32 protein-coding genes, 1 tRNA gene, 1 pseudogene and 2 riboswitches are annotated in these 26693 nt (G+C 43.5%); of the genes and pseudogenes, 20 read left to right on the top strand and 14 right to left on the bottom strand.

The window, feature by feature from the left end; translation table 11 throughout:
- Positions 1 to 12: 12 nt before the first annotated feature.
- The 6 genes from IEX81_RS01070 (at position 13) to IEX81_RS01045 (ending at position 5427) form a co-directional block, all read left to right on the top strand.
- On the top strand, positions 13 to 813 hold the full coding sequence (locus IEX81_RS01070) for a PTS mannose/fructose/sorbose transporter subunit IIC (protein ID WP_188800954.1): 801 nt from the start codon (positions 13 to 15) through the stop codon (positions 811 to 813).
- 13 nt (positions 814 to 826) lie between these two features.
- Positions 827 to 1672, top strand: a complete 846-nt coding sequence (locus IEX81_RS01065; RefSeq protein ID WP_188800953.1) for a PTS system mannose/fructose/sorbose family transporter subunit IID — start codon at positions 827 to 829, stop codon at positions 1670 to 1672.
- Positions 1673 to 1791: 119 nt separating this feature from the next.
- The gene (locus IEX81_RS01060) at positions 1792 to 2166 is read left to right on the top strand and encodes a hypothetical protein (protein ID WP_188800951.1); all 375 of its coding nucleotides are present in this window, start codon (positions 1792 to 1794) and stop codon (positions 2164 to 2166) included.
- A gap of 353 nt (positions 2167 to 2519) precedes the next feature.
- A riboswitch (SAM riboswitch) is annotated at positions 2520 to 2642 on the top strand.
- A 213-nt stretch (positions 2643 to 2855) separates the two neighbouring features.
- Positions 2856 to 3878, top strand: coding sequence for a methionine ABC transporter ATP-binding protein (locus tag IEX81_RS01055; protein ID WP_188800949.1), 1023 nt, complete (start codon positions 2856 to 2858; stop codon positions 3876 to 3878).
- Positions 3875 to 4540, top strand: coding sequence for a methionine ABC transporter permease (locus tag IEX81_RS01050; protein WP_188800947.1), 666 nt, complete (start codon positions 3875 to 3877; stop codon positions 4538 to 4540). Before IEX81_RS01055 ends, IEX81_RS01050 begins: the two co-directional genes overlap by 4 nt.
- A 62-nt stretch (positions 4541 to 4602) precedes the next feature.
- Positions 4603 to 5427 (top strand): MetQ/NlpA family ABC transporter substrate-binding protein, encoded by an 825-nt coding sequence (locus IEX81_RS01045; RefSeq protein ID WP_188800944.1) that lies wholly within the window; start codon positions 4603 to 4605, stop codon positions 5425 to 5427.
- A gap of 528 nt (positions 5428 to 5955) precedes the next feature.
- Here IEX81_RS01045 and IEX81_RS01040 read toward each other — a convergent pair.
- Both IEX81_RS01040 and IEX81_RS01035 read right to left on the bottom strand, forming a co-directional pair.
- Positions 5956 to 6246 carry a hypothetical protein gene (locus tag IEX81_RS01040; RefSeq protein ID WP_188800942.1) on the bottom strand — a complete coding sequence of 97 codons (291 nt, stop codon included), beginning with the start codon at positions 6244 to 6246 and terminating at the stop codon, positions 5956 to 5958.
- A 247-nt stretch (positions 6247 to 6493) separates the two neighbouring features.
- Positions 6494 to 6850, bottom strand: a complete 357-nt coding sequence (locus tag IEX81_RS01035) for an alpha-glucosidase C-terminal domain-containing protein (RefSeq protein ID WP_188800940.1) — start codon at positions 6848 to 6850, stop codon at positions 6494 to 6496.
- A gap of 180 nt (positions 6851 to 7030) precedes the next feature.
- Between IEX81_RS01035 and IEX81_RS01030 the strand changes: the two genes are divergently transcribed.
- The 6 genes from IEX81_RS01030 (at position 7031) to IEX81_RS01005 (ending at position 11739) form a co-directional block, all read left to right on the top strand.
- Positions 7031 to 7960, top strand: coding sequence for a S66 peptidase family protein (locus tag IEX81_RS01030; protein WP_188800938.1), 930 nt, complete (start codon positions 7031 to 7033; stop codon positions 7958 to 7960).
- A 260-nt stretch (positions 7961 to 8220) separates the two neighbouring features.
- Entirely contained in the window at positions 8221 to 9240 is a 1020-nt protein-coding gene (locus IEX81_RS01025) for a GerMN domain-containing protein (protein ID WP_188800936.1), read from the top strand.
- A gap of 100 nt (positions 9241 to 9340) precedes the next feature.
- Entirely contained in the window at positions 9341 to 10093 is a 753-nt protein-coding gene (rph, locus tag IEX81_RS01020) for a ribonuclease PH (RefSeq protein ID WP_188801418.1), read from the top strand.
- Positions 10090 to 10695 (top strand): XTP/dITP diphosphatase, encoded by a 606-nt coding sequence (locus tag IEX81_RS01015; RefSeq protein ID WP_188800934.1) that lies wholly within the window; start codon positions 10090 to 10092, stop codon positions 10693 to 10695. The genes rph and IEX81_RS01015 overlap by 4 nt, the downstream gene beginning before the upstream one ends.
- Positions 10692 to 11231, top strand: a complete 540-nt coding sequence (locus IEX81_RS01010) for a metallophosphoesterase family protein (RefSeq protein ID WP_188800931.1) — start codon at positions 10692 to 10694, stop codon at positions 11229 to 11231. The genes IEX81_RS01015 and IEX81_RS01010 overlap by 4 nt, the downstream gene beginning before the upstream one ends.
- Positions 11232 to 11665: 434 nt before the next feature.
- Positions 11666 to 11739, top strand: a tRNA-Arg gene (locus IEX81_RS01005).
- Between the two features lie 976 nt (positions 11740 to 12715).
- On the opposite strand, the pseudogene IEX81_RS16940 reads toward IEX81_RS01005, so the two are convergent.
- The 4 genes and pseudogenes from IEX81_RS16940 to IEX81_RS00995 all read right to left on the bottom strand — a co-directional run.
- Positions 12716 to 12856, bottom strand: a pseudogene (locus tag IEX81_RS16940) (IS4 family transposase); the annotation flags it as partial.
- A 337-nt stretch (positions 12857 to 13193) separates the two neighbouring features.
- Positions 13194 to 13628 (bottom strand): pentapeptide repeat-containing protein, encoded by a 435-nt coding sequence (locus IEX81_RS01000; RefSeq protein WP_229727417.1) that lies wholly within the window; start codon positions 13626 to 13628, stop codon positions 13194 to 13196.
- The gene (locus IEX81_RS16530; RefSeq protein ID WP_229727416.1) at positions 13625 to 13840 is read right to left on the bottom strand and encodes a hypothetical protein; all 216 of its coding nucleotides are present in this window, start codon (positions 13838 to 13840) and stop codon (positions 13625 to 13627) included. Before IEX81_RS16530 ends, IEX81_RS01000 begins: the two co-directional genes overlap by 4 nt.
- Before the next feature lie 431 nt (positions 13841 to 14271).
- Positions 14272 to 14391, bottom strand: coding sequence for a YjcZ family sporulation protein (locus IEX81_RS00995; protein ID WP_188800929.1), 120 nt, complete (start codon positions 14389 to 14391; stop codon positions 14272 to 14274).
- Positions 14392 to 15155: 764 nt separating this feature from the next.
- Between IEX81_RS00995 and IEX81_RS00990 the strand changes: the two genes are divergently transcribed.
- The 3 genes from IEX81_RS00990 to IEX81_RS00980 all read left to right on the top strand — a co-directional run bounded on the left by IEX81_RS00990 (position 15156) and on the right by IEX81_RS00980 (position 18541).
- Positions 15156 to 15317 (top strand): ParB N-terminal domain-containing protein, encoded by a 162-nt coding sequence (locus IEX81_RS00990; RefSeq protein WP_373292306.1) that lies wholly within the window; start codon positions 15156 to 15158, stop codon positions 15315 to 15317.
- 115 nt (positions 15318 to 15432) lie between these two features.
- Positions 15433 to 15819, top strand: a complete 387-nt coding sequence (locus tag IEX81_RS00985; protein ID WP_188800920.1) for an ArsR/SmtB family transcription factor — start codon at positions 15433 to 15435, stop codon at positions 15817 to 15819.
- Positions 15820 to 15841: 22 nt separating this feature from the next.
- Entirely contained in the window at positions 15842 to 18541 is a 2700-nt protein-coding gene (locus tag IEX81_RS00980) for a heavy metal translocating P-type ATPase (RefSeq protein ID WP_188800918.1), read from the top strand.
- Positions 18542 to 18859: 318 nt separating this feature from the next.
- Here IEX81_RS00980 and IEX81_RS00975 read toward each other — a convergent pair whose 3' ends face one another.
- The 5 genes from IEX81_RS00975 to IEX81_RS00955 form a co-directional block, all read right to left on the bottom strand.
- Entirely contained in the window at positions 18860 to 19033 is a 174-nt protein-coding gene (locus tag IEX81_RS00975) for a YjfB family protein (protein ID WP_188800916.1), read from the bottom strand.
- 279 nt (positions 19034 to 19312) lie between these two features.
- Positions 19313 to 19717, bottom strand: coding sequence for a DUF1259 domain-containing protein (locus IEX81_RS00970; protein WP_188800914.1), 405 nt, complete (start codon positions 19715 to 19717; stop codon positions 19313 to 19315).
- Positions 19718 to 20017: 300 nt separating this feature from the next.
- On the bottom strand, positions 20018 to 20140 hold the full coding sequence (locus IEX81_RS00965; RefSeq protein WP_373292305.1) for a YjcZ family sporulation protein: 123 nt from the start codon (positions 20138 to 20140) through the stop codon (positions 20018 to 20020).
- A gap of 241 nt (positions 20141 to 20381) precedes the next feature.
- On the bottom strand, positions 20382 to 20798 hold the full coding sequence (locus IEX81_RS00960) for a DUF1259 domain-containing protein (RefSeq protein ID WP_188800909.1): 417 nt from the start codon (positions 20796 to 20798) through the stop codon (positions 20382 to 20384).
- A 347-nt stretch (positions 20799 to 21145) separates the two neighbouring features.
- Positions 21146 to 21529 (bottom strand): response regulator, encoded by a 384-nt coding sequence (locus tag IEX81_RS00955; RefSeq protein WP_188800907.1) that lies wholly within the window; start codon positions 21527 to 21529, stop codon positions 21146 to 21148.
- 74 nt (positions 21530 to 21603) lie between these two features.
- Positions 21604 to 21692: riboswitch (cyclic di-GMP riboswitch) on the bottom strand.
- A 202-nt stretch (positions 21693 to 21894) separates the two neighbouring features.
- On the opposite strand from IEX81_RS00955, the gene IEX81_RS16660 reads away from it, so the two are divergent.
- Both IEX81_RS16660 and IEX81_RS00950 read left to right on the top strand, forming a co-directional pair.
- On the top strand, positions 21895 to 22029 hold the full coding sequence (locus IEX81_RS16660; RefSeq protein ID WP_268239275.1) for a hypothetical protein: 135 nt from the start codon (positions 21895 to 21897) through the stop codon (positions 22027 to 22029).
- Positions 22030 to 22602: 573 nt separating this feature from the next.
- The gene (locus IEX81_RS00950) at positions 22603 to 22842 is read left to right on the top strand and encodes a hypothetical protein (RefSeq protein ID WP_188800905.1); all 240 of its coding nucleotides are present in this window, start codon (positions 22603 to 22605) and stop codon (positions 22840 to 22842) included.
- A gap of 63 nt (positions 22843 to 22905) precedes the next feature.
- Here the strand turns inward: IEX81_RS00950 and IEX81_RS00945 are convergent, their stop codons facing one another.
- The 3 genes from IEX81_RS00945 to IEX81_RS00935 all read right to left on the bottom strand — a co-directional run bounded on the left by IEX81_RS00945 (position 22906) and on the right by IEX81_RS00935 (position 24461).
- Entirely contained in the window at positions 22906 to 23280 is a 375-nt protein-coding gene (locus IEX81_RS00945) for an acetylglutamate kinase (protein WP_229727415.1), read from the bottom strand.
- Positions 23281 to 23808: 528 nt separating this feature from the next.
- Positions 23809 to 24192, bottom strand: a complete 384-nt coding sequence (locus IEX81_RS00940; protein ID WP_188800903.1) for a YmaF family protein — start codon at positions 24190 to 24192, stop codon at positions 23809 to 23811.
- A 158-nt stretch (positions 24193 to 24350) separates the two neighbouring features.
- Entirely contained in the window at positions 24351 to 24461 is a 111-nt protein-coding gene (locus IEX81_RS00935) for a YjcZ family sporulation protein (RefSeq protein WP_188800900.1), read from the bottom strand.
- A gap of 576 nt (positions 24462 to 25037) precedes the next feature.
- On the opposite strand from IEX81_RS00935, the gene IEX81_RS00930 reads away from it, so the two are divergent.
- The 3 genes from IEX81_RS00930 to IEX81_RS00920 all read left to right on the top strand — a co-directional run bounded on the left by IEX81_RS00930 (position 25038) and on the right by IEX81_RS00920 (position 26368).
- The gene (locus IEX81_RS00930) at positions 25038 to 25346 is read left to right on the top strand and encodes a YciI family protein (protein ID WP_188800898.1); all 309 of its coding nucleotides are present in this window, start codon (positions 25038 to 25040) and stop codon (positions 25344 to 25346) included.
- Between the two features lie 448 nt (positions 25347 to 25794).
- Entirely contained in the window at positions 25795 to 25875 is an 81-nt protein-coding gene (locus IEX81_RS16755; RefSeq protein WP_308424056.1) for an XtrA/YqaO family protein, read from the top strand.
- 31 nt (positions 25876 to 25906) lie between these two features.
- Entirely contained in the window at positions 25907 to 26368 is a 462-nt protein-coding gene (locus IEX81_RS00920) for a hypothetical protein (RefSeq protein ID WP_188800896.1), read from the top strand.
- Positions 26369 to 26693: the final 325 nt, after the last annotated feature.

The raw sequence follows: 26693 nt of genomic DNA, 5'->3' as shown, positions 1-26693 counted from the left end.
GGGTTTTATCCTATGAATGCAATGCAATTTATTCTCGTTATCCTCGTTTCATTAGTTTGCGGTATGGCCAGCGTTATGGATGAACGTCAGTTTCACCGGCCGATCGTTGCTTGTACGCTGGTCGGTCTTGTCTTAGGCGATCTTCAAACAGGAATCATTCTTGGCGGTAATCTTGAACTGATTGCACTTGGGTGGATGAATGTCGGAGCGGCTATGGCTCCCGACGCTGCGCTGGCCTCGACCATTTCTTCAATCATTGTTATTGTCGGACATCAATCGATCGGTGAAGGTATTGCCATTGCCGTTCCACTCGCGGCAGCCGGCCAGGTGCTCACCATCTTCGTACGTACCATCGCTGTATTCTTTCAGCATCAAGCCGATCATTTTGCCGCTCAGGCCAATTTCCGCGGCATTGAATGGTGCCATATCGGAGCGCTTTTCCTTCAAGGGCTGCGCGTCGCTATTCCAACCGGTGCCGTCGCTGCCATTGCCGGAACGAGCATCGTCAACCAATGGCTGAACGCTATACCCCCGGTGATTACACATGGCTTGCAAGTTTCCGGTGGATTTATCGTCGTCGTCGGGTATGCGATGGTTATTAACATGATGAAAGCCCGTTCACTCATGCCATTTTTCTTCATCGGTTTTACACTTGCTACCTTTGTAACCGGTATCAATCTTGTTGGGTTGGGTATTCTCGGAGCATGTGCCGCCGTTGTCTATGTACAGCTCAATCCCGATTTTCATGATTCCATCAAGGCTCCTGCCGCTGTGACCAGTGCCGGAACTGAAGACGACGACGTATTAGGATAAGGAGGGTATAAAAATGACTGAATCAACAGAAATAAGAAAAGTTGAACCGTTGACGAGAAAGGATATGTTCAGCACCTACCTGCGCAGTACGTTCATGCTCGGTTCCTTTAACTTTGAACGTATGCAGGCCATCGGATTTTGCGTGACCATGATCCCGGCGATTAAACGCTTTTACCATAAAAAAGAAGATCAGGCCGCCGCTTTAAAACGTCACCTGGAATTCTTCAATACGACGCCATGGCCCGCATCGGCAATATTTGGGGTTACAGCAGCTATGGAACAGAAAAAGGCGGCCGGAGCCGATATTGACGAAGCGGCAATTACCAACGTGAAAGTCGGGCTCATGGGCCCTCTAGCAGGGATCGGCGATCCGATTTATTGGGGAACGGCCCGTCCGATTCTGGCGGCGCTTGGCGCTTCTCTGGCACTGAGCGGCAGCATTCTCGGCCCGCTGCTGTTCTTCTTCGGCATCAATATTATCCGGATGCTGACCAGATGGTATGGATTTAAATTGGGTTACAGACAAGGAACGGATATTGTTCAGGACGTTGCCGGAAACCGTCTGAAAAAGCTGACACAGATGGCTTCAGTGCTTGGGCTGTTTGTCATGGGTTCTCTTGTCTCCAAATGGACCACTATAAAAATGCCGCTTGTTCTCGTGTCTTACAAACAAGCCGGTCATGTCATCAGTACTTCTCTTCAGAATATTATGGATTCTTTGCTTCCCGGGATGGTCGCCTTGCTTATGACCTTTGCCTGCATGTGGCTGCTGAAACGTAATGTGAATGCGATCTGGATTATCTTCGGAATGTTCGTTGTCGGTATTCTCGGCTACTGGGCGGGCATCTTCGGACTATAAACCATGGCTTGATCGAAGGCCGCAGGTCGGGACAGATCTGCACGTGTTCCTTGAAAAATGGACGGGAAAAAATTTGATTTCATAGTTCATGAAATAAGTGCTCAAGGAGGGGGAGAACAATGTTAAACAGTTTGCGAGAGGCAGTCAGGGGCGAGAGAGGCGAAGCCTATGTCATCAGCTCCGCAAAATTGGTAACTTTGCTCATGGTGATCGGGATACTTCTTTATCAGCTGACCGGCGGTTGGGGAACGATTGTTTCTCTGTCGCTCGCGATCGGGCTTTTAATCGGACGTTATTTACTGGCAAAACAGGCTGCCGGAGACTTCCGGGATATGCACCAGGCGAAAAAGGGTTATGCTCAGACAAAAAATAAAGATTATCTGCGTTTCATAAAAGCGCGGGGCGAGCAGATGCTGAACGACAACAAGGTGCTGACCAAAGCAGCCAAAACTGAAATCAGGGAACTGGTCGGATTTGCCGACAAATATATATAAACGATTTTCAGACTAAGAACTAAATTGTAAGATAAAGCCTACAGATAATGAGGCGTGAATAGTTCGTGGATGACTTTCATTTCCGTTGTTCGTGTCACGTAAAAAAAATTAGCTGAAGTGTGGGCGTTGCTTAAAGCAGAGACGAGTACCTGGTCGGTCAGGTACTCGTCCTATTTTTTGGGGGTCTCACAAAAGCAAAAAAGCTGCAGATTCGTTCCTTGAAACAGTATGAAAAAATTAATCGCTATGCAAGCAAAGCAATTAATTAAGAAATTTCTAACATTATTTAACGGGTTGACACCTTTATGATCAAGTGGTAAGTTATTAACACACCAAATGAATAACAAACCAAACTCTTATCCAGAGTGGCAGAGGGACAGGCCCGATGACGCCCGGCAACCCCCGGACTTGGCAATTTCGACAAGTCTTGGAAGGTGCTAATTCCTGCAGAAACAGATGTTTCTGAGAGATGAGAGGGTTTTTCAGCAAACCCCTCTCTTGAGAGGTTTTTTTGTTGTTCTGAAACGTAAGGAGGGAGACAGTAAGACTGTGGCGAGATTTCTTTAGTTTTGAAAAGGTTGTCTCAAAAGTAAAGAAAGTAAAAAATTAATTGTTTTAAAACCCATTAAACATATTTGATTTTAACAGTTTGAAAATGGGTTAGAAGGTTTGAAAGCGGGGCAGAATGTTTGATTCGATTAACACATGTAAAAAAGGTTTACCAGACAAGTGCCGGCCCGGTGAAGGCTCTAACCGATTTGAATCTTGAAGTCAGACAAGGGGAGATTTTCGGGGTTATCGGTTACAGCGGGGCGGGCAAGAGCACTTTAATTCGGCTGATTAATTTACTGGAGCGGCCGACGGAAGGACGCGTTGAAGTAGCAGGGCATGTATTGTCAGCCCTTTCGGAGAAAGAACTGAGCCGGGAGCGAAAACAAATCGGCATGATTTTCCAGCATTTTAATTTGCTCTGGTCGAGGACGGTTGCCGAAAACATTGCGTTTCCATTGGAACTATCAGGACTCTCAAAGGATAAGCGAAAGAAGCGCGTCGAGGAACTGATCCGGCTTGTCGGACTTGAAGGGAGAGCGTCTTCCTATCCTTCCCAGCTCAGCGGCGGCCAGAAACAGCGTGTCGGCATCGCACGCGCACTCGCCAATAATCCGGCGGTATTGCTGTGTGACGAAGCAACATCTGCTCTGGACCCTAAAACGACCGATTCGATTTTGCAGCTTCTGTCGGATATCAATCGTTCGCTGGGCATTACCATTGTTTTGATCACTCATGAGATGTATGTGATCAACAAAATTTGTCATCGCGTGGCCGTTCTGGACAAAGGCAGCATCGTGGAAGAAGGAACCGTGAGAGATATCTTTCTGAGTCCGCAGCAGGCTATCACTAAGGAGTTTGTCGGACAGGTGGCGGCACCTTTAAAACAACAGATCAGGATTGAAAAATTCCAATCAGCAAATCCTGATGGCAAAATAGTGCAGCTGCATTTTGACGGCAAAACCGACCAGCAGCCTGCCGTGGACAGGCTGCTTCATAATCAGGCGATTCGTGTGACGATCATAGTCAGTGAACTCGCGCCTTCACAAAATGGTTTTTACGGGACGCTGGTTCTCCTGATTAACGGTCATCAGGATACCGTTCAGTCCGCCATTGATCAGATCAGATCTGAAAGCGTGAAAGTCGAGGTGCTGCCATCATGAATCAGCTTTTTCCTCACGTCGACTGGATGGGGATGTTGACCGCGACAGGTCAGACACTGTATATGACACTGGTTTCCGGAGTCTTTACCTTTATTTTTGGCGTGATTTTGGGACTCGTTCTCTTTTTAACTGCAAAAGGGGGCTTGTACGAAAATGCGATCACCTACCGGATAACATCATCCTTTGTCAATATCTTTCGTGCTATTCCGTTTATCATTCTGATCATCCTGCTTATCCCGCTTACAGTTCTAATTATTGGAACGATGATCGGTGCTTCCGCTGCGCTTCCTTCCATTATTATCGGCGCGTCTCCGTTTTTTGCGAGGCTCGTCGAAATCGGTCTGCATGAAGTGGACAAGGGAGTGATCGAAGCGTCGCAATCGATGGGAGCCACCAGGTTTCAGATTATCTGGAAGGTTCTGCTTCCCGAGTCTTTGCCTTCCATTATTTCAGGAATGACGGTCACGCTGATCGCGCTGATCGGCAATACGGCAATGGCCGGCGTTGTCGGAGCAGGCGGGCTTGGCACATTAGCTTACAATGACGGCTTCGAAGCAAATAATAATGATGTCACGTTTGTGGCAACAATAATTATCCTGGTGATTGTTTTTATTATCCAGTTCATCGGCGACATCATTGCACGCCGCGTGGATAAAAGATAGATAGAGTATATTTATAGATGGATTCCGATTCAGATCAGCATACTTATTAGGGGGAACAGACAATGAAGAAAAAAATACTTATCTTGTCACTCATTTTATCCGTTATTTTTGTGATGACCGCTTGCGGAAAGAGCAGCGGGAATGCGTCAGGCACCCAGACGACTCTGGTTGTCGGTGCTTCGCCTGTTCCGCACGCTGAAATTCTGAGAAAAGCGGCGCCTATTCTTAAGAAAGAAGGGATCAATCTGGACATCAAGGTTTTCCAGGATTATGTCCTTCCGAACAAGGCACTGGCTTCGAAGCAGATTGATGCGAACTACTTCCAGCATATTCCTTTTTTGAACTTATATAATAAACAAAATCACACGGATCTTGTAAGTGCGGGGAAAATACACATTGAACCCTTCGGCATTTATTCTAAGAAGTATAAGAAGGTCAGCGACATAAAGGACGGCGCAACCGTTCAGATCAGCAATAATAAGGCAGAACAAGGCCGAATCCTGCTATTATTGGAGTCAAAGGGACTCGTTAAAATAAAACCTGGTGTAGATAAGATTACGGCGACATTAAATGATATCGATAATATCAAGCATTTGAAATTCCTGCAGCCGATCGATCCCGCGCTGTTGCCTAAGGCTTATGAGAATAACGCGGCTGATTTGTTTGCAATCAATACGAACTATGCACTGCAGGCGAACCTGAATCCGAAAAAGGATGCGCTGATTCTCGAAGGTTCTCAATCGCCTTATGCCAACATCATTGCCGTTCGAAAGGGCGATGAAAACAAGAAGGCTGTAAAAGAACTTGTGAAGGTGCTTCACTCGAAAGCGATTCAGGATTTTATCAACACAAAGTATAAAGGAGCTGTCCTGCCGGTTTCCGATTGATTAATCATTACAGCGATTTTTAGTTTCATAAGAATGCAAGAGAATCCGTTCCTGGTCAAAAATCGGGAGCGGATTTTTTAGATAAAAAGAGTTACGATTTTATTCGCATAAATTATAGATAAGTAGTAGAAAAAATGATGGACATGGTGAGTAAAATGAAATGATTAATCGAGGTTATTAAGGATATTTTGGAGACTGAAATACTGAAAAAGTCTCTATAAAACAGATTGATGTCCTATTGGCTTATTTGAGGATACCTTTCACAATGTTGAATTTTGTGAGGGGTATCCTCTTTCTTGTACAAAAGCCATGAAGGCACTGATTCCTTCCGAAGCGGTCAAAGAAAAAGGAGGTGTCCGGTAAGTATGATTAGATTTTCACGGTGTTTTTAAATACTTTAGGGGGGTTGTCGTTTAAAAATATTATGATTCGTTCCGTGGGTATGAGTAAAAAAGCCTAATTAGGAAGGGATTAAGCAGCTGGAAAAGAAAAAATGGGGTCCGATCGGATCCCATTTCCTGATTAATATCAATATGGAGTCGGTAGGTGTGTTCCAGGCGCATGCCACCAGGATTCAACCGTTTTCCAGGCAGTATGGTAATCGTGTCCTCTTCCCATTAAATAACCAATAGCGACAGCTTCTCTTAAGGCGTGTTCATAACCAAGATGCTGAGCTTCACGCAAACCATGGCTGACAACAGGGCTGATCAAATGAAGCACATGCTGCTCCTGGCTGGCGGGCCGCTGGTACAAATCTGGGTCCATATTTCTATAATCTTCATAATGCGGAGCATAAAATGGCTGGGCATCAAAATTCATATTTCCGCGCCTCCCCTAATTTTGAATACTTTTCTAATCTATGCGAATCTGGGGATTAGCGGAATAGGCAATAGGCATGTTTTGTTAAGCTGAACACCGAGACGTCGTCCGCGAACTGCGTATAGGTGTCAGCTTGTAAGGTTAAATGACTCAAGTCCGGACAGAATAGGCTGCCATATAAAAACAGGATCGGCTGAGATCACTGCATCCTGTTTTTTTAATTCTGAGCTATTCGCCGTTTTTATTCTTATTTCAGGAAGATGGAAGAATAAGCCGGCATGGTGATTTCCATCTTTTGATGGCCTTTATTGATGGTGTTTGTGGCAAAAGCCGAGAATAAAGCGGCATCCGATTTAAAATCCTGTTTATCCACGTTGACCGTGACCGTTTCGCCTGAGAGGTTATTCAGGACAAGAACAGAGTCATTTTTAAAGTTTCGCGTGTACCCCAGGATCCGGCTGTCACCGGTCTGAAAGTCTTGAATATCTCCCTTAACCAGAGCAGGACTGGATTCACGCACATGAATCCAGTCGCGGTAACGGTTGAGCAGCGAATTCGGATCGCTGTCCTTCCGACTGAACGGAAACAGCGTCTGGACCCACATTGTATTGAGGCGCTTCTCATGATGAAAATGAGGTTAAGCGATTGTGATGAAATTCGAAAGTTCCCGCAACTTTGGCGGATTAACCAGAGGATACCTTATGCCAAAAAGTATCGGATCACTTACACCTATAGGCTTCCTTTGAATACAGTATGTTAGCAGCTGCCTTAGGGAGGGAGTTTAGTGGCTACCAAACCGCCGATACTTCGGCCGGGAGATACGGTCGGCATTGCAACGCTGGGGAGTCCGTTATATCCGAACATCATCAATCAGGGCATTCAAGGCCTTCAGAATATGGGATTTCAGGTGGTCGTCGGACGGCATGTCTATGACGAAACTGGTTTTTTAGCCGGGACGGACCAGGAACGCGCATCTGATCTTATGGACTTGTTTTATAACGACGATGTAAAAATGATTATTTCTTCCAGAGGCGGCGTGGGTGTAGCAGGAATTCTTTCCTATCTGGATTTTGATTTTATTCGAAGTCATCCGAAAATTGTCAGCGGGTACAGCGATATCACTATTTTGCTGAATTGCCTGTACCAGTTTGCAAATCTCATAGCTTTCAATAGTTTATTGCTTTTCGATTTTTCACCGAATACCCCAAGCTATAATTTTGATCAGTTTTTTACGGCGACTTCTACAACCACAGCCCCGCGGCCTATCGAAAATCCGCCCGGGATTCCACTGGTGAGCAGGGTTCCGGGCAACGTTACGGGCCCCCTTGTCGGCGGAAATCTGACATCCTTTATCGGAACATTAGGGACGCGATTTGAAATTGACACAACCAATAAAATTCTATTTCTTGAAGAGACGCATGCCCCGGCTAACACGGTGTATCGCTATTTTAATCACTTAAAAATGGCGGGAAAATTCAATGATTGCTCCGGAATCCTTATAGGGGAATGCACCCGCTGTCCCACCGCATATCAAACATCCTACGAGGATGTGATCAACACTATCCTCGTTCCGCTCGGAAAACCGCTCATGACGAATATCACTTCGGCTCATGGCTACTACAAAGCCGCGATGCCTATTGGCGCCACAGTTAATTTGAACACGGTTGATAATACGCTGACTGTCTTGGAACCCACTGTCGTTGCAGCTTCTTAGAATGACTCGTACATCGTTGTCAAATCCGGCCTTAATGACCATAAGAATATCGGGGGAGTATTCCGCACTGCCAGAGCAGCAGTTTTACACGACGGGATCAGCCGTTATGATGGAAACGATCGGCAAACAGACGTCTGGCTTCCTCCCATTTGTGCGTACCGTTCGCCTCCCGGAATAACAACGTATTTTTACCGATCGGCGGTCTACTTGAGAGGGATGTCCATATACATGGTAGTACAACCCATGGGGGAGGGTATGCTATGTTGTATCGACGATCATCTGTCATGACGGCCGCGGTCATGCTGGCGTTCATGGCCTTGCTTGCGGGATGCGGAACGGCCGACCGCCAGCCATCCAGCGTGCAGTATGTAAAAAGCCCATCGGAATTGAACAGAACGGCCAATAACCTGAAATCCGTTCAGAGAGAGCTTTATCTTTCTGATGCGAACGGGTTTCTCGCACCGCAAACCATTGCGCTGCCGGCATCAAACGCGCCGGCCAAACAAGTGCTGGATTATCTCGCTCAGGACGGGCCGGTGACGGATCTTCTGCCCAACGGTTTTCAGGCCATTTTGCCGGCGGGAACGATAGTCAAAAGTGTTTCTCTTGATCAGCAGGGGCTGCTGACGGCCGATTTCTCAAGAGAACTGCTTGATGCTCCGGCCGGTGATCAGGACAAAATTGTCCAGTCGGTCGTCTGGACGCTGACTCAGTTCGACACTGTAAAAAAGGTGACGATCCGTGTCAATGGCAGGATTCTGAACGAGTGGCCAGGCAGCAAAAAACCGGTCGGGCAGGGGCTGACCCGTTCGGATGGGATCAATGAAACATTCGGCGGAGTGGCGGATGTAGCGGACAGCGTGCCGGCAACTGTATACTATCTGTCTTCCAATAAGGGAAAATCCTATGATGTTCCTGTGACTGTCCGGATGACGCAGGCCGGATCGGACGATCTGTACGGTCTGGTCAACACGCTGATACATGAACCTGCGGGAAGCGCGTTCATCTCGACATTCAGTCCGGAAACCGAACTGGTTGAAAAACCGGTGGTAAAAAACGGTGTGGTGTATCTTCACTTCAACGATGCGCTCTATGCGAACAAGGAATCAAAAACAATCAGCGACGACGCATTTCGCTGTCTCGTCCTGACACTGACGGGTGAAAAGGGAATCCGGCTGGTGTCGATTAAAGTCGGCAGCTCGGATAAGGTGATGCTGGAATCCGGAAAGACGATTGCGGGCCCCGTGTCCCGTTCCATGGTGAGTCCCGCGGGGTTGTAATTCTTTAAGAAAAATATGGTATAGTAAGAAAGGGGCAGCGTGCTGTCCCTTTTCAGACATCATGCTTAAAAATGAGAGGTATGCGGAGGCAGCTGATATGATGAGACCAGATGGAAGAGCGAATGACGAACTTCGCCAGATTCAAATAGTGCCGGATTTTATCATCCATCCGGAAGGTTCTGTGCTGATAACGGTCGGCCGGACGAAAGTAATTTGCAACGTCACCATCGAAGATAAAGTTCCGCCGTTCATGCGCGGACAGAAAAAAGGCTGGATAACGGCGGAGTATGCGATGCTCCCGAGAGCGACTCCGGAGAGGACCATACGCGAATCGTCGAGAGGAAAACTGGGCGGGCGAACCATGGAAATACAGCGTCTGATCGGCAGGGCTCTTCGCTCGGTCGTTGCCCTTGACGAAATCGGGGAGCGGACGCTCTGGGTAGACTGCGACGTCATCCAGGCGGACGGAGGAACACGTACAGCTTCAATAACCGGTGCGTTTGTCGCGATGGTCCTCGCGCTTAAAAAGGCTCTGGATAAAAAGCAGATCGCCAGAATCCCGGTCAGGTCCTATCTGGCAGCCACATCTGTAGGCATTCATCCGTCATACGGTCCGATTCTCGATCTCTGCTATAAAGAGGACTCCACAACGGACGTCGATATGAATATTGTTATGAATGGAAAAGGCGAATTTGTTGAGATACAGGGCACCGGTGAGGAAGCGACATTCAGCGAGCAGCAGCTGTCCGACCTGATCGACCTGGCGAAAAAAGGGATCAATCAACTGATCGATGCCGAGAAATCGGTCATCGGCAACATACTGACTGAACAAAAGGTGGGGACGGAAAAGTGACCCGGGTACTGGTAGCGTCAAATAATCCAGGAAAGATAAAAGAAATCAAAGCAATACTTGAGGACTCCCATGCTGAGATCTGCTCGCTGAAGGACCTCGGCATCACCGCCGACGTAGCGGAGACAGGCTCCACCTTCCAAGAAAACGCCGCACTGAAAGCAGAAACGCTTTCCCAAAAAATGAATATGATCACGATCGCCGACGACTCGGGACTTGCTGTTGACGCGCTGAACGGAGAGCCTGGTGTCTTTTCCGCACGCTATGCCGGGCTGGACAAAAACAGCGAACATAACATTGATAAACTACTGAGCAAGCTGAAGGGCGTGCCGTCGGGGGAACGGACCGCTCACTTTGTCTGTGTCCTGGCACTCAGCGTTCCCGGACAGCCGACCCATTTTGCCGAGGGCCGGTGCGAAGGCCTGATAACAAACAGCCGAAGGGGAAAAGGCGGATTCGGCTACGACCCGGTCTTCCTGATTCCGGAAAGACAGCTGACTTTTGCGGAAATGGGCGATGCGGAGAAGAATAAAATCAGCCATCGCGCACAGGCGCTGCGGAGGCTGCGTGAAAACTGGAGCAGCTGGACGGGAGCCGGCCAATGAAATGGCTAATCGTCAGTGACACGCACGGGTGGACACAGGAAGTGGTGGAACTGAAAAAACGTTACGAAGGACAGGTTGAAGCCTTCATCCACTGCGGCGATTCGGAGCTTGCGCCGGGCAGCCGGGAAATGGAGGGCTACATCGCGGTGGAAGGAAACTGCGATCGCCCGGGCACCTTTCCAGAAGAAGTAGTTCGGACAATCGGGCCGCTGAAATTTATGGTGGCTCACGGCCACCTGCTCGGCGTCCGGAATTCCCCGGCAAAATTGTACTACAGAGGGCTGGAGGAAAAAGCGGATGTGGTCTGCTTCGGACATACCCACTTTGCGGGAACGTTCAAGGAGGGCGGGATGATTTTCATCAATCCCGGCAGTCTGCGCCTGCCCAAAAACTATGAGGAAGGTACATATGCCATTCTCGAACTCAGCCCCGATCAAAAGACCATCGGAGTCACCTACTACACCATCGCGGACGAACCGGTTGCCGGTTTCTCTAAAGTATATCCTTGGAAAGACGAAGACAGCAGCTCAAACTAAAAGGGACACCTTAAACAAGGTGTCCCAAGGAGTGATGCGGAGGAGGGCACTCACACGGCGTTATCAGGCAACCTGATTGTTAACCTGATAATTCATTGTACGTAAACACGATCTGAAAGAAAGGTATAGATGAATGAGAGAAAAAGCCTGTTTATTACAGAATATGAAAACGGCCTGACAACGTCCCTGTTCAGGGACAGACGTACCTTTTTTTTGAACATTTGAGCCAGCCGATTTCCACGCGAGGAAAGCAGTCTGTTTCCTATTGCCATGCGGAAGCACATCGTCAAAATGGGCATTTACCCTCCCGATTTTCTCACCATGATCTTAGATGAAAAAATCCGACAGACATTGACAGATATGATTTTACCCTCTAAAATAGTAAAGGTCGTCGAATGATTCGTCGAAGAATGCTTATCAACCAATTTTATTTTGTCCCAGTAGCTCAGCTGGATAGAGCAACGGCCTTCTAAGCCGTGGGTCATGGGTTCGAATCCCTTCTGGGACATAACGAAAAGCCTTGGTTTAAAGGCTTTTTTTCTTTTGTTAAATCATGTTTTCTCCTTCTAAAAATCATCAAGGTGCAAATCGGGTGCAAAAATGAATTAACACACGTTTATAGGTGGGATCTAGAGTCAGCCCAAACGTTATTGTTGAATGACAATAAAGATGTTTAATTACAAATAAAGTCGTTTAAAAATTACAATAAAGTTGTTTCATTTTGATGTTGCACAGTAAAACACGAACTGTTCATAAAATCGATAGGAGTGAAGTAAAGATCTGACAATATATAATGGCTGAACTTTTTTGTCATGTTGACTCAGCTTGGTCCAATTTGAATTTCGGTTCGACTTTTGCCAGATTCGGTTCTACTTTTCAATATTTCGGATCGACTTCTTCCCGTTTCGGTTCAACTTCTTATTTTCGGTTTGACTTTTGCCAGATTCGGTACTACTTTTCAATATTTCGGTTCGACTTCTTCCCGTTTCGGTTCAACTTCTCATTTTCGGTTTGACTTTTGCCAGATTCGGTACTACTTTTCAATATTTCGGTTCTACTTTTTCTCGTTTCGGTTCAACTTCTCATTTTCGGTTTGACTTTTGCCAGATTCGGTACTACTTTTCAATATTTCGGATCGACTTCTTCCCGTTTCGGTTCAACTTCTTATTTTCGGTTTGACTTTTGCCAGATTCGGTACTACTTTTCAATATTTCGGATCGACTTTTTCGCGTTTTGGCTCGACTTTCTCCTGATTGGGTTCAGCTTTCTAAATTCGATCGAACTGTTGCGCATTGTCCGTCAACTGCACAACAGACCATTTCTCTAATTATAAAGCAGTAAAGGACTTTTTTATCGTGAAATCTTAGATTGAATCATGGGGTGACTACATGAGTATATAACTATTTTTTTTTACATGACGACTTAATTAAACGGAAGAACGCTGTTTGGGCTGCTCTGAGTAAACAACTTTATTTGTATTTATCTCAACTTTCGCAGCCTAGTTCTGGCAGGTAAGCCTTGATATAGTTAGGTAGTCTGTCCATCCACTGCTGGAGTTGACAAGTGATCCACTTCTTGATCGTATTTTTGGTCCCGGCTAGAGCTTCATGGAGAAGATCCAGAAGAATTCACTATACCAAAGAGAAAGGTGTTTTTCCATTAAGTCAAGAACCCTAATTGACAAGCCATGAATCTTGTAGTGTCAGGCAATCACCTCGATTTTTGAATTGCGAAGGTTGAGTTAGTTAATAATATAAATTTAGATGCGTATCCCTTTAACTCATATTCCCCCTTTATTTCACCCCACCAAAGTGCAGAAATATTTTTTTGCTGGAATTTTGAACATGTCGAAATAACTTATCTCAGTCATCTATTACCTCATTCACCCCCTAATAAGATATTAGGGAATAGATCCCGGCTCAGATCCCAGTAGCACTGAACTATTAGAGATGGGGCTGAGACTTACGATTTGATCACCAAACCGAGCAGACGGGCAAATCCAATTGCCTGCTGCGGTGAAACAATGCAGCCGGCAAGATGTTTCAGATCAACGTTAATTCGGTCATAGCTACAGCTGCTGATATCAATCCCTTTAAGTGGACATTCACCGATGTAAGCATCGTCAAGATCGCATGCATTGAATACAGGATTCTTGAACTGGCTATTGGCAAAAGTGGTGCCTTTGAGTGAGGTGTGATCGAAGATCACCGTTTTAAGCGTTGTATCGACAAAATTGCACAGCCCCGCCTGACAGTTTTCAAAGGTGACATTGCTAAGACCGGCTTCGGAAAAATTCACTCCGAGCAGTTTGCAGTCCTTGAAACTTACCCTGTAGATTAACCCATTCTGGAGGTTGGCGTTGGAAAGATTGCAGTTTTCAAAAATCACATCGGTCATGTCAATTTGTACAGTTGAACATTTATCAGGGAAACATTTTTAAAGATTACTTTAGAGAGGACCAAATGATCCACGTGTTCGTCATCCAGGCATGTTCCTGTAACCAAACCGTTTCCAAGCAATGGTTCTTCCTGCCCACTGATCTCCCGAAACTCTATCAGTGGCAAAGTTGCCGGAAGGTCAGGTTTTTTAATTTTCTTTATTTGTTTCATTTGAATAGGATCTCCTTCTGAACGTACTCTTCAGTTCAATCATACCGAATGTGTGTTCACTACTCAATGATAAATGAGTCAAAAGGATAATCATTGTTTGGTCAGCTCTGATTAGCAGGATATTTTGGCGACGTGAATCGTTGTACAATACGGACAAAATCGTATTTATCGATTTTAAAAGCAAACCCAATAATCGCAAACATAGGATGAAATGACAAACATGGAGATGGTTGAAGGTGATTTAAGGGAGTAAGCGGAATAAGGAAGATCGTGGAAATGTGGGCGGACTATTATGGGAACGGTGCTGCAGCTGAGGAATGGGTGGCAATAGGTCAAGGAGAAGAAGTGATTAAAAAGGACACCCGGGTGCGAGGTGTCCTTTACAGAAGATGATGACTGAATGGGCTGGTGCTCACGAGCGGAATGGGAGATTAATACCAAAATGTAGCGCCAATAATGATCAGCAAAATGAATAGGACTATAAGTAGCGCAAAACCACTACCACTACCATATCCGTATCCGCATCCGCAACCAGCAACTGGAGCTCCCATAACGACACCCCCTTATCAAGTGATGATGCAGTATATGAGCGGAGAGATAAATGTGGAATGATTGAAATGCCTAACTAAACGGGTAGATGACAGCTCATGCGAAGGAGTGAAAAAGCAATGATGAAAGTGTACAAAATGAATGACTATGACCACGTAGCGGCACATTCGGAACAAGAGTAGCTGCCAGAAGAAAAAAACGTGTTCGCGGATTAATCATTGAAGGCATCGGTGCAGTTGTTGAAGATGATCTATCGTTTGCGCGTTCAATCGTTGACTCCGCATCAACACTGAAAGCTCTGGGAGAAAGCTTTAAGGAATTTGGAATTAAGGATTATGGCTATGTTATTGAGAGTGCGTATGAAAATGAATCTGGCTGGCATTTTCGATTCGATAAGGAAAACCTACCCGATTCTCAGGTTCATTTAAATGGCGATTGGTGGGCAGATTTTCTCGCGACAGACTGCCCCACGCATTTGCTTCACGGTAAAAACTCACATATAGTCTCTGATGAACAAATCATTGAGATGGTGAAATGGAGAAAAAATACGTCATATCATTTTTTTGAACACAGTGATCACACGATTCATGATTGTGAACCGTTAGCCTTTTATCAGGCGGTATCAGATTTTTTGAAGCGATTCTAGAAGTTGTCCACTTCGATCATTGATAAAGAAATATTTGTCCAAGATAGGAAAGCCTGGGGACACTGAGCGAGCGTTTTGGCGCTCGGTTGGTGCCCTTTTTACTTTGAGGAGGATAAGATAATGAGACTTCAGAAACTGGAACGATCGATCAAGGAATTCGGTTATGTGGATCCGTTAATATGGAACAAGGGAACAGGAAAACTTGTCGGTGGCCATCAGCGATTTAAAATTCTTATAGAAATTGGCCATACCGAAAGTGAGGCAGGGTATTATCGGCTTTAGCAGAACAGCGACTTTAACCAGTAATAAACAGAAAAAAATAGTCAAATGATTATTTGCACATTAGCCACACCAAACGTATACTATGGTCAAATGAACGTTTGACTGGAGGAAAAAAATGAGTAAGCAACAGGATGTATGCGAAGTTACCTGTATTCATAAAGACAAGGTTGTGTATTTAAGAAATGAATTGTCGGGTAGTCGGTCTTGTGAGGTTGCCGACCTTTTCAAATTATTAGCAGATCAAACAAGAATAACAATTGTTCATATATTAACACTTGAGGAAGAGCTATGTGTTTGCGATGTTTGTGCGGTTGTTGGTTGCTCTAAAGCAACAGCTTCTCACCATTTGCGATTACTAAAAAAAATGGGCTTAGCTCATTCGCGTAAAGATGGGAAATTTGTTTATTATTCCCTAAATGATGACTATGTCCGCCAACTTGTAAAACTTGTTTTTTTACATCAAAGGTCAACTGAAAATCAGAACAACGAAAGAATGGCCTAAAAATAGAAAAGAGATGTTAAAAATGAGAGAGATCAAACTAACACCTATTGATTCTTTAACAAAGCAATGTAATTGTTCAAAATGTAATCATCATGAATCACACGAATGTGTTGAAAAACAATGTAATTGCTGTAACTGTTATGCGATAAGTGGCAGCCTAGCTGTGAAACTAGACACTTGTGACTGCTGTGCAGATAGTCAAGATGACCGTTGCCGCAAAGAAGGACATCATGATCACGGCGACGATGATTGCTGTAACGAAGACGACGACTGTGATGATGATTGCTGTAAAAATGAAAAAAGTGAAGATTCCTGTAAGGATGATTGTTGCGGTAACGAGGATGAGAAACAAGAGCACTATTTAAAAGGAGTCTTGGCTCTTGACGGTGACTCTCTATCAGCAATTTATCGGGTAAGTGGAATGGATTGCCCAGCTTGTGCCCGAACGATTGAGAAAAGCGTGTTACAGATGCCGGGAATAACAGGCGTTCAGGTCCATTACAGTACAGGAAAAATGCATGTAGCTTATTCAGACTCCAACGCCCTTTCCTCCATTCCAAAACAATTAAACAAACTCGGATATCAGGTAAAGCTTGAAAAAGATTCAAATTCTCAAAACGAATCATCGATTAGAGAAAATTACAGAATCGAGGGAATGGATTGCGGAGCCTGTGCAAGATCTATTGAGAAACATTTGAGTCGTTTCCCGGAGGTACAGGACGTTAAGGTAAATTTTTCATCAGGAAAGATGTCCATCAGTCATGCTCTTTCTGTTGAACGCATCCAACAGGAAGTTAAGAAAATCGGCTATCAAGCGATACCGGAAATACATGGTGAGCAGAAATCCGTTCAGCGTGTGCATTCTCATCAATCACTTTGGAAAATTCTGATTTCAGGTTTCTGTATTGCCGCTGGATTTATTCTATCTTTCACTTCGTTCCCGTTCGTTTTAGAAAATGTCTTTTATGGTCTCGCTCTTGTCATTAGTGGTCGGCAGCCTTTGCGAAGTGCTTATTACGCTTTAAGAAGCCGATCGCTTGATATGAATGTTCTCATGTCTGCGGCAGCCATCGGTGCTGTGTTCATTAATCAATGGTTTGAAGCTGCAACAGTCGTCTGGTTGTTTGCTGTAGGTGCTGTTTTGGAGAATCGTTCGGTTGAAAAAACTCGCCGTTCTATTGGGGATCTGATGAAGGTTGCTCCTGCAGAAGCATGGATTAAAACGGGCGATTCAATCATTAAAAAGCTAGTTCGTGCCGTCACTGTCGGAGAAATAATGATCGTGAAACCAGGAGAACGCATTCCGCTCGATGGTGAGGTCATTCATGGTGCATCGAGTGTTAACCAGGCACCCATTACGGGTGAATCCATGTCCGTAGACAAAAGTCAGGGAGATACCGTTTTTGCTGGTACATTAAACGAAAACGGAACACTTGAGTGTCAGGTTACTAAATTATCTACGAATACAGCCATTGCCCGGATCATTCAAATGGTTGAAGAAGCTCAGGAGAAACAAGCACCAACCCAAATATTTGTTGATCGTTTTGCCCGTATTTATACGCCGATCGTATTTATGCTGGCTCTCGCTGTCATGATTATACCGCCTATTATCGGACTCGGAACCTGGGGCGCATGGTTTTATCGAGGGTTGGAACTGCTCGTTGTGGCATGCCCTTGTGCCCTTGTCATTTCAACGCCGGTTGCCATTGTCGCTGCGATTGGCAATGCAGCAAAACAAGGTGTACTAATTAAAGGTGGTGCCTTTCTAGAAAAAGCCGGTCGGATTCAAGCCATTGCTTTTGATAAAACCGGAACCATCACAGAAGGCAAACCAAAGGTTGTTCGCATTATCACGTTTACTGGGGATAAGTCACACTTAATTTCATTGACTAAGACCTTAGAGCATTACTCAACGCACCCTATTGCAAGCTGTCTGTCGGCTTACGCTAATGATAAAAATATACTGGCTCTTTCCGGTGAGGATTATCAAAATATTCCCGGTAAAGGTGTTCAAGCTAAAATTTCAGGAACCGTTTACTATGCGGGTAGCCTAAAACTGTTCCGTGAAAAAGGGGTCGGCACTCTGGGTGAATATAGCCAGGCACAGAAACTGCAAGAATCTGGTCAGACTCTGGTCATGATTGGAACGGATAAAGAATTGATTGGTGTTATTGGCGTATCGGATACGATTCGAGAAACAACTCTTTCGGCACTAAATAAGCTGAAAAAAATAGGCATCCATGATTTGGTAATGCTGACCGGTGATCATCAGAAAACAGCTGAGAATGTGGCAAAAGAAGCAGGCATTAAACGTTATTTTGCTGATTTGCTTCCGGAAGATAAAGTTTCATCGATTAAGAAGCTCCAAACTTCAGGACTTAAAACAGCTATGGTTGGTGATGGAGTTAACGATGCTCCTGCCCTCGCCCACGCAGATCTAGGTATTGCTATGGGTGGTGCTGGATCAGATACAGCAATGGAGACAGCTGATCTTGTACTCATGGCTGATAATCTGGAGAAATTGCCGTTCGCCATTTCTCTGAGTCGAAAGTCCTTAAACATTATCAAACAAAATATTAGTTTTGCTCTAATTGTCAAAGCAACTGCCTTTATCTTGATTTTCCCAGGTTGGTTGACGCTTTGGTTAGCTGTACTCAGTGATACTGGTGCAGCCTTGCTGGTTATTTTAAATAGTCTACGACTTTTCAAAATAAAAAAATAAGCTGAATGGATCATCAGTTAGTTGTTACTGAAGGTCAAGTCTCCCCATTTTCTTGTCCTAGATAGCGACAGAGCAGAATCAGAAACTTTTGTCTGATGATCCTGCCCTTGTTCAGCAGGTTACGGAAAGTCTTATCCCTTTAATGTCTAAAATGAGTGTTCGAAACAAATTTTAATGATCTGACTGGATTTCTGCCTAATTGTAAACATGCGATTGGAAGATAGTCTATCCTATTTAAAAGTTCTTTGTTCACTTGATTAAGGGCAGAAAAAGCAGAAAAAAATGTATCCTATTTTAGAATACATTTTTTCCATTCGCTTAACCTTTTAGGTCGATGACATGACCTAAAGTGGGATGTGGAGCTTGGAGCATGTCCATCATCTGGCTTGCATTTTGCTGTGCATTATCCAAGGACATTTTCGTTACAGCGATGCTAATGTTCTGGCTAAGTGAAGATTGTTGTAAGCTAGTTGATAAAGCCGCAATATCCAAGAGATTCACCTCCAATATTATTATCGGAAAGAGATTGGAAATCTGAATTACTGCAGTATTTATCAACAGCTTAAACGAAGGGAGAATGTGCATGTGATCAAAAAAATAAAAAGTAGATTACGTAACTCTGACCGAATTGGCATTTTTCGTCATTGCTCGCGGTAATGTCATTGCACTAGCTGGGATGGTTAACATACTGATCGATAAAAACAATGAATTGATCGATGAAATTAACGAACTAAAGATGGGAAGACGTTCATTCGCAGTACGACGATTCAGTCAAGAAACCGGCTTACTGTTCAAATGTATAAAAGAATTTGCAAGTTTCTTAGCGAACATCAGAGGCGGTTCAACAGCTTGCAGATGGACATATAGAAGGACAGGGTTTGTAAAAATCCAGTGATTATGAATGGCGCTCACGATGATCCCTTGTTGTGACAGCGACCAAACGAATCGAGGCACTTCTTCTTGAAGGACAGCGATTTCGGCTAAATTAAGTGCATTTCCTGATGGGTCGAGTGATTCAAAAGAGATTTCAGCGTGAGCTACATCAACACTTGTCTTTCCTTGAATAGTTACATGAAAAGTTCTACGCAATGTAACAAAACAGACGCCGTTTTCTAATTTAGATTGTCCATGAAAAATATCTGCAAATTGTTGACAAGTATTTTCCAGATCGGCCACCCGGATCACCTCACATAAATATATATGCAAGATGAAAAGAAAAATAAGTAAAAAAAAATCGGTATTCGCCTCTTGATGAAAAATGGGGCGGGAGAAAGAGAGCCAGGAAAAAAGGTGAAATTCGGCGAGAGGAAACAAAACGGCAATGACGATGATGAAGGAACAGGACGGTTCTTTACGGGGGGATTCGGATGGCAAGAGGTTAAAGGGAAGAGATGGCAATGAGTCAATCAAAAGAGCACCCGTGTGTGAGGTGCCCTTCTAGAAATGTTTTTTGTTAGTCTTGACGGACCCTGTTCTTTACCATTTCACAAAGGAAACGCCCACGATAATCAGAAGAACAAACAGAACGACGATCAGTGCAAAGCTACTGCCGCTGCTATAGCCGTCGCTGTATCCACCACAATACCCCAAAAGTAGCACCTCCTTGTCAGGAAATAATGCACTATATGAGCGGACAGGCGGTTGGCGAAAGGTACAAATTGATGAATGAAAATAACTATTTATAGAAGAAGGATAAATAGACTAGAGATGTTTCAACCACTTTTACAATAAGTAGAGCAAACAGTCCTTAATCAGCAAAGTTAGGGAAAAACTCTTCTCAGATTAAAGAAGTACAGATTACAAAATGGATAAATCTATAATTTTACCTTTGAAGCCGTGATTAATCCATAAATGACATCTGTGAGGAATTTTTGAAGAGACCTGCCTCTACGGCTGCATCAAAACTATTTCTGGCAAACCTAAACGGATCGCCTACATTCTCCCAGTGCATGTACATTAGCCGAGGGTTATCAAAAAGCCAATGGTTATGGACAGCTGTTACAATAAGTCCTCTTTGCCGCAACGCAGATAAAAATGGATTAATTTCATTCTGAAGGATGACGGTTTCACCGAGATTAAGCGTTTTCCCGTTAACTGGGTTTTCAAAGGATAAAGCAAACGGAAGGGCTAATGGGGAACGGGTACGACGGCCTAAAATAGTGGCATCAATATCTCGAAGGCGTTGAACGAGGCAGACAGGGGTAGATGTAATCACCTCGCCTCCGATGATATCTGCAAGTCTTTGACAGGTTGACATAGTCTCACCTACTTTTTGTTTTATGTCATAGGATATGGCAATTATAAATAGCCTGTCTGTGTTAATTAAATGCATTTATAAAAAATAGTAAAAGTGTGACTGCTCATGGAGCGGTTTGGGGGTAAATAAGAATACGTTTATTTTAAGGTTATTCATCAGTGTTTATGGATGAGGTAAAAACATAAAACATGGGACTGAATGAATCGCTGCTGAAACACAGTCCAAATGCTCGGCTTCTGGACGGTCAGAAAGAGATTAAGAGAAGAAATGTTGAAAGGGTAACCGAGTATTGGGTAAATCGCGGATTTTTAAAGTGATGCAAAGGCGACTAATAATCAGCTGCCGGATCATTCGGTATGGGCTGAAGGCGTTGAATCAAAAATTTTACCCAATTTTTCATTGATATCATCGAAATATGGCTTCAGCACGAACTCCTTAGCACCGTATATCAATGCATCAATGATTAACTGTTTGCTTCCTAATGATGAACACATTATTACGTTCGCCTTTGGATCGTAGCCGATGATTTCTCTTAAAGCTTGAATTCCCGTCATAATTGGCATTGTAATATCCATGATGACGAGATCAGGATGAAGAGAAAGATATTGATTCACAGCATCGAGACCATTTGAAGCTTCTCCAACGACGGTAAAAAGTTTATTATCTATTTTGTCACTAATATATGATCTCATGAACCGTGAATCATCAACAATGAGAACAGATTTATTCAAAACTAAGGACCCTCTTTTCAATAAGAAGGGGCAAATTAGAAAAGAGCATTCAGTTCGATTGTGCAGGATAAATTCCTGGCGGCCCGGCTGCCATGGTAAAAAGTAATACTTTAGGTCCGTGGCTTTGCGTCTTTTACTTTCGTAAAATTTGCCCTATAGGTATATTAACACATGAAAAATATAGATAAATGTGCCTAATTTCTCATCAATTAAGCAATTTACTCAAAAAGATCGGGCTTTCAGCTTAGAAGGTCAATCTTGCCTTTGGAGGAATTTGGTGATGGGAAAAAGGCCAAAGAGCCAACCTTCTTAGGTTGTATGTTTTAAACCATATTTGGCTACGCTAGTGTCAGGTGGTGTGTCTATTGAATGGAATGTGGATTAATCTATTAGGCAGCTCAGCTTTCATGATTGGCGCTCTTGTCTTTACTTCTATTTTTTTGTGGTCGGCCATGAAGAATGAGAACAGCAAGAATGAAAACAACAAGAATAAACAATAAGATTTTCTTTTTTCAAACCCTGTTCAGAGCCCGCGTTAAGGCTCTTTTTCATGTCCGTTTTCAGTAAGGAGGTAAGACTTATTGACTGACAGACGACAGTTGATGCTACTACGCAAAAAAATGAGGCTATCTGTACGCCATTCTTTTATAATGGTTATAAAGGAGTGGTTCAGTGAGCACATTTTTGTTTTATAAGGAATTCGAAAACGGTCATTCACGTTCGTTCGATATGTCCCGTCCAGATGCGAAAATTAACACAAGTAGATTGCCTGTTGCTCTTTCGACTTTTGCTAAGAGTCAGAAAATCAATTTAGTGGATCAGGACAAAATTGACAACAAACATTGAGCCTATTTTGTGAAAAAGAAATTCTTTGGTGAAGGAACAGAGTCCATCTATTTTATTTCAATAATTGACTGATATTAGGGCCTGCGGGCTTTTTTTTATCTCACAAAAGCGATTATCCGCTTTCCTGTATTGTTCATTTTTTTTTTGCTAGTTTTTTTAGATAGGGGATTAAGTATAGAAGCTCTTCAGTACTAATATTCACTTAGAAAATTTTAGAGGATGATTTTATGAGTAATCATGACGACTTTTATAAAGGATGCATAATCGGTTCGTGTTTTAGCATCCCTGTGTCGATCTTGATAGGGTTATTTCGAAATAGAACCAGCAGCAACCCTTTCTATGAAATCAAAGTTTCTGAAAGAATATCTGAGCAAGAAAAAACAAGCGGCAGCCAGTTTGAATGGAGGAACAAGCAGCAGCCGGACAAGCCTCGCGCCATAACGGACGAAGATCGGAAGGGCGGCTGAGCTTGAAGGATTTCTAAGCGGAATTTGATGGAAAAACTGTGATAGGAAGGGCGTCATACTCATTCACATAGAAAATTTACTGGGAAACTGTCTGGCAATACCATATGCCATGACATCAGCCATTGTTAAAGCTTGAGGTTCAATTCGATCAAAAGTAGAGATGCTTTCAGAATACTTTTTCGTCAACAGTTGGGCAGCTTCAGCTTTAGTTAAAGCCAGGTGTTCGTGCATCATCGATTGCCAATTTTTGGCGGACCAATGCGGATTGATATGACCGAGAAAAGCAGCGATCACATCAGCGTTGGCGTACCATCTTTTTTCAGCATCTGCAGCACCTGCGCTATGACCTGCTTTCGCAGCTTGAACAAGCTGAGCGGCTATAACCAGGTGTTCGGTGAATAATTTTTCAAACTGCGCGGCAACCGCAGAACCAACCATAGAGAGGGGCTAAGACTTGTTCGAAATCTTTTGGGTTGCGGAGCAGACGCATCGTTGTGAGTTCAGTGTCAGGGAGGCTAAACACGATTCCAATGATCGTCAATCGAGTCCAATAAACATGTTGCTCCCAGAGAATTCGTAAATAATTTCTTAACTCACTTTCTGCTGTGCTGATATGTTGAGGAGACATGATGATCACAACCCCACTAAAGTTTGTTTATATTTTATGAATTGAGTTTGCGGATAAGAATGAAAAAGATTTTAGGGAGATGGATAAATGAGTGGGCAAAGATGGATCCTGCTCTTTTGGATGGAGGAAGGCAGAAGGTTTACTGATGTGACCTACTGCAGAACGATAATTTGAGGGCGAGTTTACGGAACGGATGGCAAGAAGTTAAGGAGAGAAATTTAGTTGAGTACTCAAAAGGACACCCGGTGCAAGGTGCCCTTTATAGGGGATACTTGTATGGGTTTGGATAAGAATTAACGTAATAAAGCAGCAGACATGAGCTCGTTGTACATATGACTTTATTGAACTTCCGGACTTGTTTTGCCTGAGTATTTATGTGTATGAGGAGTCGCACCGCTTACTGTAGTCGTACCTCTGAACTCGTGATAATGGCCCCCGCCCGGAAGGGGAATGGCTGGACCTGTTACACCTCTTATCTCATGACGGTGACCGTCATCGACAGAAGTAAACGTAAAGTATCTGTGCGTATGTGGGACACCGCTGGGAGCGGGTTCGGTCGTTCCGGCATATTTGTGGGCGTGCCCTACATCAAAAGAGGTAACCCCGCGAAACTCGTGAACATGAACTGGCCTGCCGTCCCAACTTGTTATAAAAAGTTGATGGGAATGAAGCGGATTCGAATCATCAGAATGATACATGAAACCAGAAACAGGAATTTCCATTTATTCGGCTCCTTTTTAAAAACAAGATTTTGAAACAGTAATTCATATTCTTAAGAGTTTGATCTAGAACGGGAATTTAACTTAATGATCAAAAGGGCACCTTGTGCGGAGGTGCCCAATGGGGGAATGCTGAGTGTCGAAGGATAAATCAGATGTAATTAATACACGAACGAAGTACCAACAATGATCAGCAGAATGAACAGCACAACAATCAGAGCGAATCCGCTGCCTGTGCCATATCCGCCGCTGTATCCACCATCATATCCCAAGAGAAGCACCTCCTTGTCACGGAATAGTGCAATATATGAGCGGACAGGTGGTTGGCGAAAGGTACAAATTGATGAGTGAAAAAACCTATTTGGGGAGAAGGGGTAGATATATCAAGCTTTCCTCAATTAAATGTGGATCATTGTTTTGCGGCTCAAGTGAAAACAACACCCAGATTGGGGATAATCCGTCGTACGACAAAACAGAGCATTTGAACACCACTCACTCTTTTTCTTCCAGCTTCTTTAATCTCTGATCAAGCTGTCTGCATTTTAGTTAACTGTGTTGTATACGCGAGTACCTTCAGACTGAAGACAAATTCCAAGATACCAAAAGTGCTAAAATCAGACCTGAAAAGGCCAAGATGGCAGATTTGAACGATCATGGAGAAACAAGCATAATAACGGACCAGGACAAGATGAGGTGCGTGAAGTGGGACGAGGGGAGGAGGAGTTTTGAATGAATCTAACGAAACAGTATATAAAGAAAGATATTTTTTTAGGTTTGTGAACTTAACTTAGGTTTCAAAATAATCCAGACTTGTATGGAGTAATTATTTACCTTTTGGAGGGATATTGATGCTGGAAAAGAAGCACTTCGCTTTAAAGGCTATTCCACCGAGGCCAACATTTCAACAAGATATGACCGAAGATGAAAGGGAAATAATGCTGCGTCACTTTGCCTACTGGACAGAACAGCTCAGGAAGGGAACCGTTCATGTTTTTGGCCCTGTTTTTGACCCTAGCGGCGGGTATGGCTTGGCAATTATTGAAGTTGACAGTGCGGATCAGGTCCAATCCATGATCGCAAATGATCCGGCAGTCATATCTGGGCTTCTTATGGAAGAATTCTATCCGATGCGCGCTATATTGCCGGAAAGGGTATAGATTTTTCGGGAAAAAATTAATTATTCTACCCGTCATCTGGAGAACACGGAATACGGTTAAAAGCCATTATTCTGTGTCTTTTTTTGCAAAGGAGGACGCCAAAGATTGCCAGTTGCAGTTCGATTATCTATGGAAAAACTTCCTGATTACTTTTTCACCTGAATATAGAACAATGGCGCACAGAATGAACAACGGGAAAAATCTGCTGTCGGTTATTAATGAGAAGAAAAAAACGACAATAAAAAACCATAACGCTACAATTAATTCATTTAAGAATTTTCTCATATATTAACCATTCCTTATTTAAAAAGTCCGGATCCTTCGAGCAATCTCAACTCCTTAATTTTACCACTGAAGGGATTTCGATGCGATAAAAAGAAATGAAGATAGATCCGCGTTCAATGCAGTTAAATATTGATATAATGGGACATAAGGAACCTTTGCCAATGTGGTGTGTGATGGAAAAGCAAGAATAACGAGGTTGCCGAAACACGGAGAGACGACCATCGTAACGCACCAGGGAAGGTGAAGCGCGTGAAGTGGGACAAGGGGGAGGAGTTTTGAATACATCGTCGAAACTTGGAATCGAAAAAACGAGTTTACTCCGAGCTGAATCTGCTAGAGTGTACTTAAATCGTATTTATAAAAAGTCAGGGAAATTTAAAAGTAATAAAGACATAGTCAATTTTATTGACAAATTAGCAAAAAATCACACTAAAGATGAATTGAAGTATTTAAACGATGCGATATTGGGAGAGATAGAAAGGCACAAAAACGCTATTGTACCGTCTTTTGCTTTCGTCACTGGTCTATTCGGGATTATATTAACTATTGAAAATATATTTAAAATTCATGATGTCACACAACCAATATTAATTAGCTTAGTGGTTCTTTTACTATTTTATTATTTCTGGAAACAACGAAAAGATTTGGAACGGTTATATGCATATAGTTTTTGCCTGCAAAAATCATTACAGATAAAGAACAAAGAATGGAATGTTATAGGAGAAAATAATAATTAAAAAGTAAGATAAGTCCTGCCGGTCAGCTGGAGGATGTTGAATTAACGGTTAAACACCTTTTAATTCAACGTCCTCGCATAAAAAACTTAACATTAACAATGTATAAGGCACTCTCATAGGTGCTTTTTCTTTTGTTCAAAATCTGACCTGTTTTAATAGTATTTTAAATGACTTCTTTTCAACCATTAACGTGTTATCAAGACCATATACCTAATAATGTTCAAAAAATGGATTAAGGCCTTTAAAATAACAATGAATTGGGTATATTTGACTGTTTATGACGATATTTGTCTATTATTAATTCTTTTCGTCGTATAATGAAATA

Origin of the sequence: Sporolactobacillus putidus (assembly GCF_014647035.1) — a bacterium.
GTDB classification, from domain to species: Bacteria; Bacillota; Bacilli; order Bacillales; family Sporolactobacillaceae; genus Sporolactobacillus; species Sporolactobacillus putidus.
This window is presented reverse-complemented; position numbering and strand designations above follow the sequence as displayed.

What these genes read in the sequence shown, in the direction of transcription:
- IEX81_RS01070 (WP_188800954.1), top strand. Translation starts at nt 13, where the DNA reads ATGAATGCAATGCAATTTATTCTCGTTATCCTCGTTTCATTAGTTTGC.
- IEX81_RS01065 (WP_188800953.1), top strand. Translation starts at nt 827, where the DNA reads ATGACTGAATCAACAGAAATAAGAAAAGTTGAACCGTTGACGAGAAAG.
- IEX81_RS01060 (WP_188800951.1), top strand. Translation starts at nt 1,792, where the DNA reads ATGTTAAACAGTTTGCGAGAGGCAGTCAGGGGCGAGAGAGGCGAAGCC.
- IEX81_RS01050 (WP_188800947.1), top strand. Translation starts at nt 3,875, where the DNA reads ATGAATCAGCTTTTTCCTCACGTCGACTGGATGGGGATGTTGACCGCG.
- IEX81_RS01045 (WP_188800944.1), top strand. Translation starts at nt 4,603, where the DNA reads ATGAAGAAAAAAATACTTATCTTGTCACTCATTTTATCCGTTATTTTT.
- IEX81_RS01040 (WP_188800942.1), bottom strand. Translation starts at nt 6,246, where the DNA reads ATGAATTTTGATGCCCAGCCATTTTATGCTCCGCATTATGAAGATTAT.
- IEX81_RS01035 (WP_188800940.1), bottom strand. Translation starts at nt 6,850, where the DNA reads ATGTGGGTCCAGACGCTGTTTCCGTTCAGTCGGAAGGACAGCGATCCG.
- IEX81_RS01025 (WP_188800936.1), top strand. Translation starts at nt 8,221, where the DNA reads ATGTTGTATCGACGATCATCTGTCATGACGGCCGCGGTCATGCTGGCG.
- rph (WP_188801418.1), top strand. Translation starts at nt 9,341, where the DNA reads ATGAGACCAGATGGAAGAGCGAATGACGAACTTCGCCAGATTCAAATA.
- IEX81_RS01010 (WP_188800931.1), top strand. Translation starts at nt 10,692, where the DNA reads ATGAAATGGCTAATCGTCAGTGACACGCACGGGTGGACACAGGAAGTG.
- IEX81_RS01000 (WP_229727417.1), bottom strand. Translation starts at nt 13,628, where the DNA reads ATGACCGATGTGATTTTTGAAAACTGCAATCTTTCCAACGCCAACCTC.
- IEX81_RS16530 (WP_229727416.1), bottom strand. Translation starts at nt 13,840, where the DNA reads ATGAAACAAATAAAGAAAATTAAAAAACCTGACCTTCCGGCAACTTTG.
- IEX81_RS00995 (WP_188800929.1), bottom strand. Translation starts at nt 14,391, where the DNA reads ATGGGAGCTCCAGTTGCTGGTTGCGGATGCGGATACGGATATGGTAGT.
- IEX81_RS00990 (WP_373292306.1), top strand. Translation starts at nt 15,156, where the DNA reads ATGAGACTTCAGAAACTGGAACGATCGATCAAGGAATTCGGTTATGTG.
- IEX81_RS00985 (WP_188800920.1), top strand. Translation starts at nt 15,433, where the DNA reads ATGAGTAAGCAACAGGATGTATGCGAAGTTACCTGTATTCATAAAGAC.
- IEX81_RS00980 (WP_188800918.1), top strand. Translation starts at nt 15,842, where the DNA reads ATGAGAGAGATCAAACTAACACCTATTGATTCTTTAACAAAGCAATGT.
- IEX81_RS00960 (WP_188800909.1), bottom strand. Translation starts at nt 20,798, where the DNA reads ATGTCAACCTGTCAAAGACTTGCAGATATCATCGGAGGCGAGGTGATT.
- IEX81_RS00950 (WP_188800905.1), top strand. Translation starts at nt 22,603, where the DNA reads ATGAGTAATCATGACGACTTTTATAAAGGATGCATAATCGGTTCGTGT.
- IEX81_RS00945 (WP_229727415.1), bottom strand. Translation starts at nt 23,280, where the DNA reads ATGGTTGGTTCTGCGGTTGCCGCGCAGTTTGAAAAATTATTCACCGAA.
- IEX81_RS00940 (WP_188800903.1), bottom strand. Translation starts at nt 24,192, where the DNA reads ATGGAAATTCCTGTTTCTGGTTTCATGTATCATTCTGATGATTCGAAT.
- IEX81_RS00930 (WP_188800898.1), top strand. Translation starts at nt 25,038, where the DNA reads ATGCTGGAAAAGAAGCACTTCGCTTTAAAGGCTATTCCACCGAGGCCA.